This window comes from Collinsella sp. CLA-ER-H7, assembly GCF_040092345.1.
GTDB lineage: Bacteria > Actinomycetota > Coriobacteriia > Coriobacteriales > Coriobacteriaceae > Collinsella.
Genome location: NZ_JBBNLT010000008.1, coordinates 16,977 through 32,087, shown reverse-complemented (window position 1 = coordinate 32,087; position 15,111 = coordinate 16,977). Strand labels below are relative to the sequence as shown.

Genomic DNA, 15,111 nt, shown 5'->3' with positions numbered 1-15,111 from the left:
ACAGTCCCTTTGTCACATTCATGAGTGTGGATTTTCTCCCACCGAGATAACGAGCGTGGATTTTCTCCCGTTTAGAGCGCACTCGAACGCTCAAAGTGGGAGAAAATCCACGCTCGTTTTATGCCGATGGCGTGGCCCGTGTGCCCGCGCCGCCCGAGCGCCTACAGCTGCTCGAGCATGGCGGTGCAACCGGCGAGTACATCGCGGTAGGTGGCGTCGAAATTGCCGGTGTACCAGGGGTCGGCCACGTCGCCGGGGCGATCGGTCCAATCGAGCAGGCGCGAGATCTTGCCATCGGGGTCCTTCCCAAAAATTCGGTACAGGGCGCGGGCGTTCTCGTCGTCCATATAGACAATGTGGTCCCAGTCGCCATACTCCGCGCGACGCACCTGGCGGGCACGGTGCGCAACGACGGGAATCCCGACTTCACGCAGCTTGGCGACCGTGCCATGATGCGGCGGGTTGCCGATCTCCTCAGTTGAGGTCGCAGCGGAGTCAATGACAAACTCGCCCGCGCGCCCAACGCGCCGCACCAGCTCGGTAAACACGGACTCAGCCATCGTCGAGCGACAGATATTTCCATAGCAGATAAAAAGAATGCGTTGCATGAGCGGCTTCCTTTCTAGGCGGTCGCGCAGGGCTTACAGACTGCTCTTGAGGCAGTTTGCTCCAATTAAGCCCGCTGCGTACAAGGGGAGGTGGCGCAGCTCGCGCCCGTCATCGGTTTCGCTGCGGGAAAAATTGTTCTCGGACAAAATGTAGGCATATGGCGATCGGGCTTTGTCCATAAACGACCCGAGGGTTCTCGCGCGCACGTTACGTGCGGACTTTACTTCGACGGGCACAATTTCCATACGGTCGGTCTGAAGTAAAAAATCGAGCTCGCCGGTCGTCTTCCAAGACGACGGCGGCACCCAGTAATACGTCTGCAAGCTATTGCCCGAAAATGCTTGCATGACCGAGTTTTCCGCCAGGGCGCCTCGGAAGTCGGAAGATAGCGCTATGGCGGAATCCTCTTTGAGGTCGAGCCAGAGCCGCGGGTTGATGCCGAGTTTGTAGAACATGAGGCCGGTATCGAGAAGATAGACCTTAAAGAAACTTCCATCTTCGTCGTCGAAGGGAACGAGGGGAGGCTCGATGCCTTCGGTCAGGTTGTTGACCGATATGATGCCGGCGCCTTCGAGCCAGTCGAGCGGCTCGATAAGCTTGGCGCGACGGCCTCCGCGTTCGACCTCGGAGTACTTGAATTTTTTTGTGGACGATCTCAGCAGCTGGGACGGAATGGAGCGCCAGACCTTGCGCGCCGCCACGCCGCTGATCCCGTTTTCGGGGTCGGTCATATCGGCGGTATAGGTCTCGTCGATTTCGCGCTGCTCGACGCGCGCATCCTCGATGGATAACGTCTTGCGATATGCGTTGACGGCGGCGGGCATGCCGCCCACGATCTGGTATCGATGAAACAGGCTGAGCGCGGCTTGGTGCGCGGCGTAGGTCTCGAGCGTGCCGGCGTGGGTACGAATGGCATTGGCCATCTGCTCCTCGTCGAGCGCCCAGAGAAACTCCTCGAACGACATAGGATGCATGGTCTCTTGACGAACGCCGCTGGGAAAAGGCAACTTGCGCTTGCGCGTGGCGACGCCGAGCTGACTGCCGGTCGCGCATATGCGCCAGCCCGAACCCGAAAAAAAGCGAAGCGAGTTGAGCGCCCGTTCGCAGAGCTGCACCTCGTCAAACAGGATGAAGGCGGTTTCTTTGCGAATGGGGGTGCGTTTATAGTCTGAGATTCGCGCCACGATGGCGTCAACGTCGTCGGTGGGACAGTCGAACAGCGGAGCGATCAGCTCAAGATCGGTCTGAAAGTCGAGTTTGACAAACGCATCGCCGGCGATTCGTCTGCCGATTTCCTCGGCAACGTACGTTTTGCCTACGCGTCGCGCACCACGGATGAGGAGGGGGCGCGACGCGTCCTTTGTCGCCCATGATTCGATAACGGATTCGATTGATCTGCGCATGGGGCCGCCTTTCCAATTTCGTGTACTTCAGATACATAGTTTAGTACGATTTCATGTACTTGGAATACACGAAATAGTAGAAAAGTGTGTATCTGAAGTACACGAAATTGCACTGCTGGAGCTTGCAGGCGGATAAACACTACTCGTATGGGACGGTTTTCACCGGTTGCTCGCCACCTTGGGCTATGTTCGCCCCTATGCCTGCATCCGGGGCTGTGCTGATTGACGACGGCGCTCCCAGCGAGCCAACTTAATCGTCACCAGCGTGAGCGCCCAGGCCACAAGCGAGAACACGGCACCGACCGCGCCTACATATGCAATGCCAACTCCGCTTACCACGGCGCCGCCCACTGCGGTGCCAAACGAGATGCCGACGTTAAACGCCATGGGCTCAACCGAACTTGCGAGTACCATCGACTTGGGGTGGCGGCTGCGTGCCACATCCATAAAGTGTGTGATGCACGACACCGAGAACAGGTACATGAGCAGCGCCAAGCTAAAGACAAAGACCAGCGCGAGCGGCATGGTGCCGCCCAAAGCAAACAGCCCGAGTAACGCCGCAGCCTGCAGCACAAACGTCACAAGCAGCGCCTTCATGCCAAAGCGCGCATCGATCCACCCGCCCAGGATGTTCGAGATCAGGCAGAACACGCCATAGGCCATGAGCGTGGTGCTGGCTTCGACCGTGCCCATGCCCAGCACCTGCTCAAGATAAGGCGTCACGTAGCCGTAGAACACATAGACCGAGCCCACGCCAAACAAGAAGATGAACATGCCGGTAATGATACTCGGCTCGCGTAGTAGCCCCGCCTGCTCGCGGAAGGTGGCGGGCTCATCGGTCTGCCCGGCGCGAGGCATAAACGCCACGAGCGCGCTGCAGATCAAAACGGCAAAGGTCAGCGTGCCGTACATGGCCACGTGCCAGTCGAGCGTGTCGGCCACAAACTTGCCAATCGAGGTTACAAAGACCATTGCCACGGAAAACGCACCATATACCACCGAGATGGCAAGCGAAGTTTGCTGCGGGGACAGCAGCTCGGGGATGTACGTCACGCCCACGGCGAGCAGCGCGCCCGAGACGGAGCCCAGGATGATGCGCGAGATGAACAGCACCTGGAAGTTGGGCGCCAACGCCATGATCAGGTTGCCGAGCACAAAGACGATGCTGTAGCACACGAGCAGCTGGTAGCGGCGAAAACGCCCCGTACTGAGCGCGAGCACCGGCGTCGAGATAGCGTAGATCAGTGCGAACACGCTAATAAGTTGGCCTGCGGTGGCAAGCGATACGCCGAGTTCCGTCGCTAGGTCGCTTTCGATGCCGATGACCACGAACTCGGAGCAGCCGAGCGAGAATCCCAACAGCACGAGCAGCGCCAGGCAAAGATTGGTGCGCGCGGGGGAGAGCGCGGCGGCGGTTGACTTACTTTTTGGCGTGGTTGCGGCGGTCAAGGTTGTCACTCCAATGTCGCGTGAATAAGCGGGATTCAATCCCTGCAACTCTAACAGAATGTGACAAAGGGACAGTCTCTTTGTCACATTCGCGGCGTGGCTGCCGCCTAAACCGTCACAACATTCGATGAAAATCTCGCAAACGAGGAAAAACGTCGAATGTTGTGACGGTTTTCGTGTCCGGCGCGGGTGAGCTTCGGTGCCGTCTGGGGGTATAAGACTAGCGAGTGTTTATTTGCGAGGCCTAAGGGGCGCCCCGTATGGATATCGATAACTTTGAATGGTGGTATAGCGAGGGCGAGGCTCCGGACGAGGAGTGGGACGAGCCCGCGTCGCGTGACGTGTCGAGCGACGAGGACGAGACCGGCAACGATGCCGCTGTCGAGCCTGATGCCGCCTCCGATGCCGCCGAGCCCCTGACCTTTGAGCAGGCTTGGGCCCAAGCCGAGGCCGATGAGGCTAAGGCCGATGCCACGGCCACACTCGGTGAGCCGGCCGACATGTCCATCTCGCCGGCCAAGACCCCACAACCGCGCCATAACATCGACCCCGGCAGCACGGCATCCTTCAGCATTCTCGACGTGCCCGCGCAAGGCGCCCAGGCGCCTGCGCCCACGCATCGCCCAGACCTGGCTCGCGAGGAAGACGCGGGCCGCCGCTCACCACTCGGTCCCATCCTCATCGCCTTCATGGCCGGCGTCATCGCTTGCTCGGCGATCGGAAATGTCTGGAGCCATGTGGAGCAACAGCGCAAAGATGCTGCCAAGGTCGAGATGTCTGTCGAGCAATCGCTCAGCCGCACGCGTTCGGTGCATGTGTCGGTCGAGGTCAAGGACGGCGCGACGTGGGACACCGCCCGCGGCGACAGCCAGATGCTCATCCATATCGTGGGCCGCACACTCAGGGGGCAGGCGATTGACGAGTATCAATATGTCAACTCCGCTGGCGACGGCATCGAGCTTAAGCCCGGCGACTACGAGCTCACGGTCGACGAGCCGCCCGTCGCCACCGACGGCACGCGCTTCCGTGCCTCAAAGCGCATGGTCCCCGTGAGTTTTAACTCACAGGCGCCCGACACGGTCGACACCACACCGCAGGGCGGGTTCGACCTTTACGTGGATACCCAGTAGGTGCTCGCCGCTCATTCCGCTATGACTACTCAATAATCGCCTGCTGTCCCGTCCCGCCGCCAAGAGTGGGAAAATAGCCCTCGACACTATTGTTTTTTTTTGGAGGAAGTAGCATGTCTACCGTCACTACCATCAAGCGCGGCGGCCTCACCGCGGCCATCGATTCCATGGGCGCCCAGCTCACGAGCCTTGCCCTCAACGGCAACGAGTATCTGTGGCAGGGCGACCCGGTCTTTTGGGGCAAGCACGCGCCCATCCTGTTCCCTATTGTGGGCTCGCTGCGCAACAACACGGCGACGTCTGCGGCCGGCACCTGCGAGATGCCGCGCCACGGACTCGCGCGCATCGTCGAACACAAGCTGGTCGAGGTTTCGGAGGACGGCTCCTCGGTAACGTACGAGATCACCGACACGCCCGAGTCGCTCAAGGCGTTCCCGTTCCACTTTAAGCTCAACATGACCTATGCCCTGACTGGTGACGCCACACTTACCCAGACCTTTGCCGTCACCAATACCGGCGACGTGGACCTGCCGTTCTCGGTGGGCGGCCACCCCGCGTTTAACGTACCGGCTCCCGGTGCCGAGGACGAGGCATTCGAGGATTACGAGCTGGCGTTTACCGAGGCTTGGACTAATGAGGCTCCCATCATCACGCCCGACGGTCTTATGACGTTCGAGGGCAGTTACAAGGCTCCCGATAACTCGGACGTGCTGCCCATCACGCACCGCAGCTTCGATAACGACGCCATCATGTTCACTGATACCCCGGGCTCCACGCTCACGCTGCGCGGCCGCAAGTCGGGCCACGGCGTCAAGATCGACTTTGAGGGCTTTAAGTACATTGGCGTGTGGTCTGCCGCCAACGACGCCCCGTTTGTGGCGCTCGAGCCCTGGACCGGTCACACCACCATGGACACCGAGGACGACGTCTTTGAGCACAAGGTCAACACCATCACCTTGGCTCCCGGCGCTACCGATAAACGTAGCTTTAGCGTCACCCTGCTCTAGAGGTTCCGCCGTTCTAATGAACGGCGGGCCGGTCGACGCTGCGCGCCGCCCAGGGCGACAATTTGTCATTCAAAAGGCAAGGCATGACCAGAAGGTTTATGCCTTGCCTTTTTCATGCCTAGTCGTTGGGGACGTTCTTGTTTGACTAGTCGTTTAAGAACGTCCCCAACGACTATCAATCGTTTTCAGTTCGTAAACTTGTATATATGCATTTATATATGCATTTGCTGGAGGTAGCGCTGAGCGGTATCCTGTTAAGTCGTCAGCATACGATTCAACAGGGAAGGCAGATTATGCATTCTCCCCATCAACGCGACGCGCATCCACAGCCGGTATGCAGCCGTCGCATCTTTTTGGGTAGCGCTCTCGCTGCGAGCGCTACTGCCGTCGTCGGCGCACTTGCCGGTTGCCAGCGCCCCTCCACGCTGGAAGTAGTTCAGCCCACGACGGGTGGCGGTCGCGACGACCTGTCCGATTCCGTTATCGGCAAGGATAAGATCCGCATTGGCATGGAGGCGGCCTACGCCCCGTACAACTGGCAGGTCTCCGAAGCCAGCGAGTACACCATCCCCATCGACAACGTGCAGGGCGCCTATGCCGATGGCTACGACGTGCAGATCGCCAAGATCGTCTGCAAGGCCCTCGGCGGCGAGCCCGTTGCCGTCAAGCAGAGCTTCTCGGGTCTTATCGATTCGCTCAACAACGGCCAAATCGACCTCATCATCGCCGGTATGAGCGCCACGCCCGAGCGCGAGGAGTCCGTCGGCTTTTCCGATCCGTACTTCATTGGCTACTTTGGCCTGTTCGTAAAAGAGGGCTCGCCCTACCAAAACGCGACCAAGCTCAGCGACTTTAGCGGCGCTACGGTGCTCGGCCAAAAGGACACCATGCTCGATACCGTCATCGACGAAATCCCGGGCGTTGTGCACAAGAACCCGGTCGACTCCGTCCCCACGGTGTTTTCGAACCTGCTGCAGGGCACGTGCGACGCCGTGACCTACAACACCGAGAATGAGAAGGGCTATATGGCCCAAAATCCCGGTATCGTCCCCATCCATTTTGCCGAGGGCGAGGGCTTTAAGCAGGAGGTCGCGGCAAATGTCGGTTGCCGCAAGGGCTCGGACAAACTGCTTAAGCTCATCGACAAGACACTCAAGGGCATTAGCCAAGAGGAGCGCGACCAAATGTGGGACGCGTGCCTCGACCGTCAGCCGGCATAGGGAGGCAGCATGAAAACCATTAATCGCCTGGCCTCCTTTATCAAGGCCGACCACCGTTATGTGTACCTGGGCACGAGCGTTATCGCGGCGCTCGGCCTGGCGTTTAGCCAGCGCAACCCCACACCGCTGAGCTTCTTAGCCCCCACCGGTATCTTCCAGGATTGCCTTTGGGCGATTCTTTGGGCCTGGCTCGTCGTGTCGGCGGCGGCGCTGGTCACCAAGCTTATGCACTGGAGCGACTATCGCGAAACGTCGCCGTTCGCATCCGAGCGTTTCCGTCGTGGAGCACGCCTGGGCAGCTACGTCGTGGTCGCCATCGCGGCAGTTTTCTTTATCGACCGCTGCGTCATGTCGTTTATCGATCTGGTGCAGGTGAGCATTGTCTCGGATTCCAACCCCAGCGACTTTTTGTCGAGCCTGGTCTACATGACCTACAAGAGCGGGGACTTCTTCATTCGCGGTATCGAGATCACCATCGCGCTTGCGACCTTCGGCACTGTCATCGCATTCTTCCTGGCACTGCTCTTTGTGTTCCTGCGTATTCAGACGTTCGACCGCGTGGATAACGACCTGGTGCGCTTCTTTAAGAGTATCGGCCGCGGCTTTGCGACCGTCTACTCCACCATCGTGCGCGGCACGCCCATGATGGTCCAGGGTCTGCTCATCTATTACGCGGGCTTCACCGTTTTGCGCGGCATGGGCTTCGAGACCGCCCAGGCCAACCAGATCTGGAGTACCTTCACCGCCGGCCTCGTCACCATCTCGCTCAACTCCACCGCCTACATGATGGAGGTCCTGCGCGGCGGCATCGAGTCCATCGATCCCGGCCAAGCCGAGGCGGCGCGATCGCTGGGCCTGTCGCAGTGGCAGGCCATGCGCAAAGTCGTGTTCCCCCAGGGCATTAAAAATGCGATTCCGGCGCTCACCAACGAGCTCATCATCAACATCAAGGATTCGTCGGTGCTCTCGGTCATCGGCGTGTTCGACCTTATGTACGCTACTACCACGGTCGCCGGCGTGTACTACCGCCAGATGGAGGTCTACTGCGTGGCGCTCGTGGTCTACCTGATCCTGACGCTCGTGGCGAGCCGCCTGCTCGAAGCCTTTGGCAAAAAGCTCGGTGCCGAGGCTCCGGCCACGCTGCCCAGCTCTAACTAGGCTTAAGACGAGGAGAATCATCATGGCAGATACCGCCACTACCGGCGTTGCGGCCGCCGCACAGACCAATGAGCCGCTCATCCGCGTCGAGGGCCTGCGCAAGAGCTTCGGCTCGCTCGAGGTACTCAAGGGCATCGACCTGTCCGTTAACCCCGGCGAGGTCGTCACCATTATCGGCGCCTCGGGCTCGGGCAAGTCGACCTTCCTGCGCTGCCTCAATCTGCTCGAGACCCCGGACGCGGGCCACATCTGGTTCCACGGCCAGGACCTTACGGCCGAGCGCTGCAATATCAATAAACTCCGCGAGGACATCGGCATGGTGTTCCAGGGCTTTAACTTGTTCAACAACATGGATGTGCTCGACAACTGCACGCTCGCGCCCGTCACGCTCAAAAAGATGAGCAAGGCCGAGGCCGAGAAGGCCGCGATGGAGCACCTGACCAGCGTGGGACTCGAGAAGTTCGCGCACGCCGCCGTGGGCCGCCTGTCCGGTGGTCAAAAACAGCGCGTGGCCATCGCTCGTGCCCTGTGCATGAATCCGCAGATCATGCTGTTCGACGAGCCGACCTCCGCGCTCGACCCCGAGATCGTGGGAGAAGTGCTCGAGGTCATGCGCAAGCTCGCTGCCGCAGGCATGACCATGGTCGTCGTCACGCACGAGATGGCTTTTGCCCGCACGGTGTCCGACCGCGTGGTCTTTATGGACAAGGGCGTGGTGCTCGAGGACGCCGCGCCGGCCGAGCTCTTCGGCAACCCCAAGCACCAGCGCACTCGCGAGTTCCTCTCGCGTTATCTCGAGGACAAATAACCGACCGCAAACGCTTATGTGGCAGGGCCGCTCCGGTGGGGCGGCCCTCGTCATCACAATCGAAAGGATGTCATGGCCGAGGTTTGGCGCTTCTTTGCGCATGAGGATGATTTTGCCGATATAGACGAGGCTGGCGCGTGCGAGCGCTTGGGTCGCGTGCTGTCGTTTCCGACCATCTCGAGTATGGATGCCGAGGCGGTGGACTGGCAGCCGTTCGACGACCTGCGCGCGTATATGCAGCAGGCTTGGCCGCACGTATTTACGGCGGGTAAGGTCGAGCTTATCGACCATTCGCTATTGGTGACGCTTGGCGGTTCCGACCCTGCCCTCAAGCCCATTATGCTCATGGGCCACATGGACGTGGTTCCCGTGGTACCCGGCACCGAGGCTGACTGGACGCATGCCCCCTTTAGCGGGCGCGTGGACGACACCTACATCTGGGGCCGCGGCGCGATCGACATGAAGGACCAGGTCGCAGGCATTCTCGAGGCTGTCGAGTATGCGCTGGCGCACGGTTGGCAGCACGAGCGCACGCTGCTCCTGGCCTTTGGCCAGGACGAGGAAACCGCGCAGTACGGTGCAGGCACCATTGGCCGCGCGCTCGAGGAGCGCGGCATTGAGCTTGAGTACCTGATCGACGAGGGCGACTACCGCATCGTTCCGGCTGCCGAGTACAGCGCGTGCGAGGGTTGGCTCATGCACGCCGACCTCGCGGAGAAGGGCTATGCCGATATCGTGCTCAAGACGAAGAGTGAGGGTGGACATTCTTCTAACCCCTACGGCGGCACGTCGCTCGAGGTGCTCAGCCGCGCCATCACCGCAATCTGCGATATCGAGTGGCCGACGCGCGTGACCGACTTGCTTGCCGCCCAGCTCGTCGAGTTGGGGCTCTACACGGCCGACGAGATTGCCTCCAACAAGGACACCATCGTGCGCGAGTGCCTCGCCAGCAAGAAGCTCTACCCGCTCGTGACGACCACCTGCGCGCCCACGCAGATCGAGGGCGGCAGCACCGGCGCCAACGTAATGCCGCAGGATATGTGGGCTAATATCAACTTCCGCATGCTCGAGGGCACGAGCGTGGCCGACGTTGTGGCGCGATGCCGTGATGCGGTTGCCGGGGCGGACCTTGCCGGTCGTGTCGAAGTGGAGCTGGGCCCCGGCAGCTCCGAACCCTCGCCGTCCCCGCGCATCGGTGGTCCCGGTCTCGAGGCGGTTCGCTCCATCGCCGCCCGCTATTTCCGTGATCCAAAGGGGACGGAGGAAAACGGATCATTCGAGCCAGTGGCAATTGTGCCCTCGACCGTGATCGGTGCGACCGACGCCGCCAACTACCAACACATTTGCCCTGAGTGCATTCGCTTCTCGGCCTTTGTGGTTGATGACGACGAGTGTGATCGCGGCGTCCATGGCACCAACGAGCGCATCACCCGCCGCGCCTACCTCCAGGGCATTCGCTTCCTCGTCGCTCTACTCCAAACGCTCTAGCCAAAAAGCAAGCCCTTGGTGCAATGGGGTCAGGTTTGTTTGCACCAATCATTCCGTGCGGGTTATATGCAGGTTTGCCTGCGCACGCTATCATGTATGGGTTAGACCGCAACTATGTACCCCATACGCGAAGGGATGCGCATGTATCTGAAGATCGACATGTTCTAGCCGGGCTTACCCCCGCAGTGGCGCCGTGCGCCCCATCAACTCTGCCGATTTTCACCTTCACGCATATAAAGGAGTCCCGCCATGCGCGACAAGCTCGAAAAGATCATCAAGGCCTACGAGGAGCTCGAGAAGAAGCTCTCCGACCCGGCCGTCGCCTCCGATATTAAGGAGTTCACGCGTCTCAACAAGGAGTACGCGCACCAGTCTGACCTCATTGCCGCCTCGCGCGAGTACATCGGCGCGCTCGATGACATCGAGGCGGCCAAGGAAATGCTGCACGATACCACCGATGCCGATGAGAAGGAGATGCTCCAGATGGACATCTCCGAAAACGAGGCCAAGCTCCCCCAGCTCGAGGAAGACATCAAGTACATGCTCATCCCGAGCGACCCCAACGACGACAAGAACACCATCGTCGAGATTCGCTCCGCCGCCGGTGGCGACGAGGCGGCCATCTTTGCCGGCGACCTGTACAAGATGTACCAGCGCTTCTGCGAGTCGCGCGGCTGGAAGACCACCGTGCTCGATTCCAGCCCCAGCGAGGCCGGCGGCTTTAAGTCCATCGAGTTCAAGGTCGAGGGCGACCGCGTCTACTCCGTCATGAAGTTCGAGTCCGGCGTGCACCGCGTCCAGCGCGTCCCCAAGACCGAGTCCCAGGGCCGCATCCAGACCTCCACGGCTACCGTCGCCGTACTTCCCGAGGCCGAGGAAATCGACGTCCAGATCAACCAGTCCGACCTGCGCATCGATACCTACTGCGCCTCCGGCCCTGGCGGTCAGTGCGTTAACACCACCTACTCCGCCGTGCGCATCACCCACCTGCCCACCAACACCGTGGTGCAGTCGCAGGAACAGCGCTCCCAGATCCAGAACCGCGAGGTCTGCATGCAGATGCTGCGCGCCCGCCTGTACGAGATGGAGCTCGAGAAGCAGCAGGCAGAGCTCGGTGCCGAGCGTCAAAGCCAGATCGGCCACGGCAATCGTTCCGAGAAGATTCGTACCTACAATCAGCCCCAGGACCGCGTGACCGATCACCGTATCGGCTTCAACTCCACCTACAACGGCGTCCTCCTGGGCGATCAGCTCGGCACCGTCATCGAGGCACTCGCCGCCGCCGAGCGTGCCGAGAAGCTGGCACAGGCTGTGTAGTGGGTTACGCGGTTTTGCCAAACCGCGTAACGGCTCGACGCTGCGCGCCGCCCAGAGCGACAATTTGTCATTCAAAAGGCAAGGCATGACCAGAAGGTCTATGCCTTGCCTTTTTCATGCCAACTTGTTCGCTCTGGACGTCGCTCGCTGGCATTGCCAAAACATCGGCGTTTTCTTGGTTGTCAAATGATCCGTAGGGAGTCATTGGGGACATTGCCTTGATATTTTATTCAGTCGGCTGTGATGGCATTTTAGTCATTGGGGACGTTCTTAAATGACTAGGTTGGGTAAATTACTTTTCGAGTTTATTTAATCTGCTTTGTTAGAAATTAAGCTGCCTACCTGCTCAAAGTAATTAACAGCCTTCATCTGCTATTGATAATATTGCTCGAAAAATCGTTCAAGAAGTCGCGGGGCGATTTTTGATGGGTCGTGCGTCAAGCGATGTGGCAAGTTCTTGGTTAGGTATTGGTCAGTTTTGGGCAACCTTGCCAAAAGCTTGACGAATGCAGATTTAGACGTCGACGAATGAACATTTTAGGCAGGTTCCAAGCAAAATTCTGGGCTGATTCTCGATAATCGCCTTCAATCGCCCCTTGCCATGCGCTGGCCTCGCGTACAATCTGCTCCGACATTCGCGCGCCGTCCGGCGCTTAAGAGGGGAGGGCCCCATGGCAAACGAGATCTGGACCATCAAGCGTTGTCTCGAGTGGACCAAGGAGTACCTGGCCGAGCGCGGCGAGGAGCACCCCCGTCTTTCTGCCGAGTGGCTGCTGTGCGCCGCCACGGGCCTGGCGCGCATTGACCTATATATGCGTATGGACGAGACGCTTAACGCGGCCCAGCTCGAGACCATGCATGCGGCCGTCGTTCGTCGCGCCAAAGGCGAGCCGCTACAGTACATCACCGGCAGCACGCAGTTTCGCATGATCGACGTCGCGTGCGCCCCCGGTGTGCTCATTCCGCGCCCCGAAACCGAGATGCTCGTCGAGGAAGTCCTCAATTATCTGGATGCCGAGGTGCTGAGCCCCGAGGCTGCTGCCCGTCAGCGTGTTGAGCTGCCTTGGAACGATGAGGTCGAAGAGGCCCGCAAAGCCGAGGCGGCGCTGGCCGACGAGCGCGCGACTGTCGAGCGCCGTGCCGCTAACCTGACGGCCGCCGATGAGGCGGCGCTAGGCAGCGACGTGCTCGGCAGCCGTGCCTATGCCGAGGAGCTGGCCGACCGCGAGGCCGAGGAAGCCGCCGCGCAGGCAGCAGAAGCCGAAGTCGCGGAAGCCGCCGAGTCCGAGCTCGACGAATACGGCATCGCCATCGAGGGTGCCGACCAGGAGACGGCTTCAGCTCAGGATGCCGCTTCGCCTGCCCCAGCCGAGCCCCGCATCGCCCGCGTTCTCGAGGTCGGCTGCGGCACGGGCTGCATCTCGCTCTCCCTTGCCTGGGAGCGCCGCGGCCACGTTACCTGCACCGCCACCGATATCGAGCCGCGCGCTATCGATCTGGCCACCAAAAACCGCGACGCGCTCGGTCTCACATCCGATGAGGTCGTCTTTAGCCTCACCAACCTGGTGAGTTCCATTCCCCGCGAAGAGTGGGGTACCTTTGATGTGCTTGTCTCCAATCCGCCCTACATTCCGACCGACGTCATGCGCTCACTGCCGCATGAGGTCAAGGACTTCGAGCCCGACCTGGCGCTTGAGGGCGGCGCCGACGGCCTCGATATCTTCCGCCGCCTGCTCAATGCGGCGCCCTACATGTTGCGCGCCGGCGGCCTGTTTGCCTGCGAGCTCTACGAGGGCGCCCTCGATGCCGCGGCCGAGCTCTGTCGTCAAGCGGGTCTGTCGGACGTGTGCATCGTCCGCGACCTCACCGATCGCCCCCGCATCGTCCGAGCCATCGTCACCGAGCCCAAACAGCGCCAGTAATATTTATTAACTGGTTAGCAAAAATTATAAAGTAGTTTATAATTAGGACGGCTGAAAGAGGTCGGCCCATGCAACCTCCTACCTTTCGGGAAATCATTGCCCTACTCAAGCACGATGGATTCGTGAAGGTCGCGCAAGTCGGTAGTCATGCTAAGTATGTTTCTGGCGATCGTGTTGTCACCGTGAACGGCTCTGGTGGTGATCGACCAAAGAAGGGCACGTGGGCAAGTATTCGTCGCCAAGCTGGATGGTAGTTGGAGGCAAAATGAGGCAGCGATTTACCTATGACTGCGTTCTCATAAAAGAAGACGACGGTTACTGCGCCAGCTTCCCGCAGCTTCCCGGCGCCTTTGCCGATGGCGATACGCGCGAAGAAGCGATTACCCATGCCACCGAGGCGCTGATGGCGTTTTTGGCCGACGACCTCAACAACGGTTTGACTCCGGCAGGGTACGAACGCTCGGCCGAGGTCGTGGCCCTTTCAGTCGAAATCGACCACGAGGACGCTCGGGAAGCGGCGTGCCGAACATTTAAAGATGCAGCGCTGGACCTCAAAGTCTCCGCTCCGCGGATTACCGCGCTGGTCAAAGCCGGAAAACTCGATGTTGAACTCGTCGACGGCCGTCGGATGATAACGATAGACAGCATCGAGCGCTACGCCGCCCAAAGATGCCACGCCGGCAGGCCAAAGAAGTTCGTCGCAGTCCAATAACCCCCTCACTTTCACCGACTACTAGAGCCGCTCGCCAAACCAACATGCGCTCTGGGCAAATAGGCTGAATGTTTCGTGCGAGAATGCCCCTCAGTAAACAAACTTTCACCAGAGCGTAAGGGGCTGGCATACACATGCAGACGGTCTATCGGGTATACGAGGGAACGCGCGAGCCGCATCGGCTCGCCGTCGAGCGCACGGCCGAGGTGCTCGGCTGCGGCGGCCTGGCCTTGATCCCGACCGAGACCGTCTACGGTGTCGCCGTGGCAGTCAACGCCTTCTCGGACGCCGTACCCCAAGATACAAGCGAATTCCCATCGTGGCCGCGCGATCCGCAGGCTGTCGTCAATGGCGCCGCGGTCCCTGCGCTCGGTACCGGCTACCGCCGCATCTTTACCCTCAAGCAGCGCAAGCTCACCCAAACGGTCGCCTGGCTGGTTGATAATGCCGAAGCACTCGACCGCTATGGCGTGGATATCCCCGAAGAGGCTCGCGTACTCGCGCGACGATGCTGGCCGGGAGCCCTGACTATCGTGGTCAAGGCGGCCCCCTGCGTGCCGACCTTTATGCGCGCCGCCGACGACACGGTGGCACTTCGCGCTTCGGCCTCGCCCGTGGTGCAAGCGCTCATCCGCGCCTGCGGCAGCCCTCTTGCCTGCACCAGCGCCAACACGCATGGCGCGCCCGCGCCGGCAAGTTTTGTCACGGTGGAGGAGCGCATCCTGGAGGGGGTCGATGTTGCCGTCGACGCCGGCGAGACCCCGTGTCGCGACGCCTCGACCATCGTGTCGTTCCAGCACGGCGGGCTCCAGATCCTGCGCCAAGGCGCACTTCCCGCATCAGAGATCGAACGGGTCCTGTCCGACCCGATGCAATAGAAAGGTGTAA

13 protein-coding genes are annotated in these 15,111 nt (G+C 60.4%); 10 read left to right on the top strand and 3 right to left on the bottom strand.

Translation table 11 applies throughout. The features are described from left to right. Positions 1–161 precede the first annotated feature (161 nt). From AAAX75_RS05930 to AAAX75_RS05920, 3 genes are all read right to left on the bottom strand, one after another. A complete protein-coding gene (locus AAAX75_RS05930) occupies positions 162–608 on the bottom strand; it encodes a low molecular weight protein-tyrosine-phosphatase (RefSeq protein WP_349091418.1) in 447 nt (148 codons plus the stop codon). A 33-nt stretch (positions 609–641) separates the two neighbouring features. After that, positions 642–2,012: an ATP-binding protein gene (locus AAAX75_RS05925; RefSeq protein ID WP_349091416.1), complete on the bottom strand. Its 1,371-nt coding sequence runs from the start codon at positions 2,010–2,012 to the stop codon at positions 642–644. Positions 2,013–2,207: 195 nt separating this feature from the next. Continuing rightward, positions 2,208–3,470 (bottom strand): MFS transporter, encoded by a 1,263-nt coding sequence (locus tag AAAX75_RS05920; RefSeq protein WP_349091414.1) that lies wholly within the window; start codon positions 3,468–3,470, stop codon positions 2,208–2,210. Positions 3,471–3,721: 251 nt separating this feature from the next. Between AAAX75_RS05920 and AAAX75_RS05915 the strand changes: the two genes are divergently transcribed. From AAAX75_RS05915 to AAAX75_RS05870, 10 genes are all read left to right on the top strand, one after another. Further along, the gene (locus AAAX75_RS05915; RefSeq protein WP_349091412.1) at positions 3,722–4,591 is read left to right on the top strand and encodes a hypothetical protein; all 870 of its coding nucleotides are present in this window, start codon (positions 3,722–3,724) and stop codon (positions 4,589–4,591) included. A gap of 113 nt (positions 4,592–4,704) precedes the next feature. Next, complete coding sequence (locus tag AAAX75_RS05910; RefSeq protein WP_349091411.1) at positions 4,705–5,598, top strand: aldose 1-epimerase family protein; 894 nt, start codon at positions 4,705–4,707, stop codon at positions 5,596–5,598. Between the two features lie 293 nt (positions 5,599–5,891). Beyond that, complete coding sequence (locus AAAX75_RS05905; protein WP_349091410.1) at positions 5,892–6,818, top strand: transporter substrate-binding domain-containing protein; 927 nt, start codon at positions 5,892–5,894, stop codon at positions 6,816–6,818. A gap of 9 nt (positions 6,819–6,827) precedes the next feature. Continuing rightward, positions 6,828–7,976 (top strand): amino acid ABC transporter permease, encoded by a 1,149-nt coding sequence (locus AAAX75_RS05900; RefSeq protein WP_349091408.1) that lies wholly within the window; start codon positions 6,828–6,830, stop codon positions 7,974–7,976. A gap of 22 nt (positions 7,977–7,998) precedes the next feature. Next, on the top strand, positions 7,999–8,784 hold the full coding sequence (locus AAAX75_RS05895; RefSeq protein WP_349091407.1) for an amino acid ABC transporter ATP-binding protein: 786 nt from the start codon (positions 7,999–8,001) through the stop codon (positions 8,782–8,784). Between the two features lie 72 nt (positions 8,785–8,856). Continuing rightward, positions 8,857–10,272 (top strand): M20/M25/M40 family metallo-hydrolase, encoded by a 1,416-nt coding sequence (locus AAAX75_RS05890; RefSeq protein WP_349091405.1) that lies wholly within the window; start codon positions 8,857–8,859, stop codon positions 10,270–10,272. 249 nt (positions 10,273–10,521) lie between these two features. Further along, positions 10,522–11,589 carry a peptide chain release factor 1 gene (prfA, locus tag AAAX75_RS05885; RefSeq protein WP_055252487.1) on the top strand — a complete coding sequence of 356 codons (1,068 nt, stop codon included), beginning with the start codon at positions 10,522–10,524 and terminating at the stop codon, positions 11,587–11,589. Positions 11,590–12,260: 671 nt separating this feature from the next. Beyond that, positions 12,261–13,511 carry a HemK/PrmC family methyltransferase gene (locus AAAX75_RS05880; RefSeq protein ID WP_349091404.1) on the top strand — a complete coding sequence of 417 codons (1,251 nt, stop codon included), beginning with the start codon at positions 12,261–12,263 and terminating at the stop codon, positions 13,509–13,511. Between the two features lie 220 nt (positions 13,512–13,731). Then, a complete protein-coding gene (locus AAAX75_RS05875) occupies positions 13,732–14,223 on the top strand; it encodes a type II toxin-antitoxin system HicB family antitoxin (protein ID WP_147356408.1) in 492 nt (163 codons plus the stop codon). A 134-nt stretch (positions 14,224–14,357) separates the two neighbouring features. After that, positions 14,358–15,101 carry an L-threonylcarbamoyladenylate synthase gene (locus tag AAAX75_RS05870; RefSeq protein WP_195521259.1) on the top strand — a complete coding sequence of 248 codons (744 nt, stop codon included), beginning with the start codon at positions 14,358–14,360 and terminating at the stop codon, positions 15,099–15,101. Positions 15,102–15,111 lie beyond the last annotated feature (10 nt).

Bases quoted from the DNA above. Each gene is read 5' to 3' on its own strand.
- AAAX75_RS05930 (WP_349091418.1), bottom strand. From the start codon at position 608: ATGCAACGCATTCTTTTTATCTGCTATGGAAATATCTGTCGCTCGACG.
- AAAX75_RS05925 (WP_349091416.1), bottom strand. From the start codon at position 2,012: ATGCGCAGATCAATCGAATCCGTTATCGAATCATGGGCGACAAAGGAC.
- AAAX75_RS05915 (WP_349091412.1), top strand. From the start codon at position 3,722: ATGGATATCGATAACTTTGAATGGTGGTATAGCGAGGGCGAGGCTCCG.
- AAAX75_RS05910 (WP_349091411.1), top strand. From the start codon at position 4,705: ATGTCTACCGTCACTACCATCAAGCGCGGCGGCCTCACCGCGGCCATC.
- AAAX75_RS05905 (WP_349091410.1), top strand. From the start codon at position 5,892: ATGCATTCTCCCCATCAACGCGACGCGCATCCACAGCCGGTATGCAGC.
- AAAX75_RS05900 (WP_349091408.1), top strand. From the start codon at position 6,828: ATGAAAACCATTAATCGCCTGGCCTCCTTTATCAAGGCCGACCACCGT.
- AAAX75_RS05895 (WP_349091407.1), top strand. From the start codon at position 7,999: ATGGCAGATACCGCCACTACCGGCGTTGCGGCCGCCGCACAGACCAAT.
- AAAX75_RS05890 (WP_349091405.1), top strand. From the start codon at position 8,857: ATGGCCGAGGTTTGGCGCTTCTTTGCGCATGAGGATGATTTTGCCGAT.
- prfA (WP_055252487.1), top strand. From the start codon at position 10,522: ATGCGCGACAAGCTCGAAAAGATCATCAAGGCCTACGAGGAGCTCGAG.
- AAAX75_RS05880 (WP_349091404.1), top strand. From the start codon at position 12,261: ATGGCAAACGAGATCTGGACCATCAAGCGTTGTCTCGAGTGGACCAAG.
- AAAX75_RS05870 (WP_195521259.1), top strand. From the start codon at position 14,358: ATGCAGACGGTCTATCGGGTATACGAGGGAACGCGCGAGCCGCATCGG.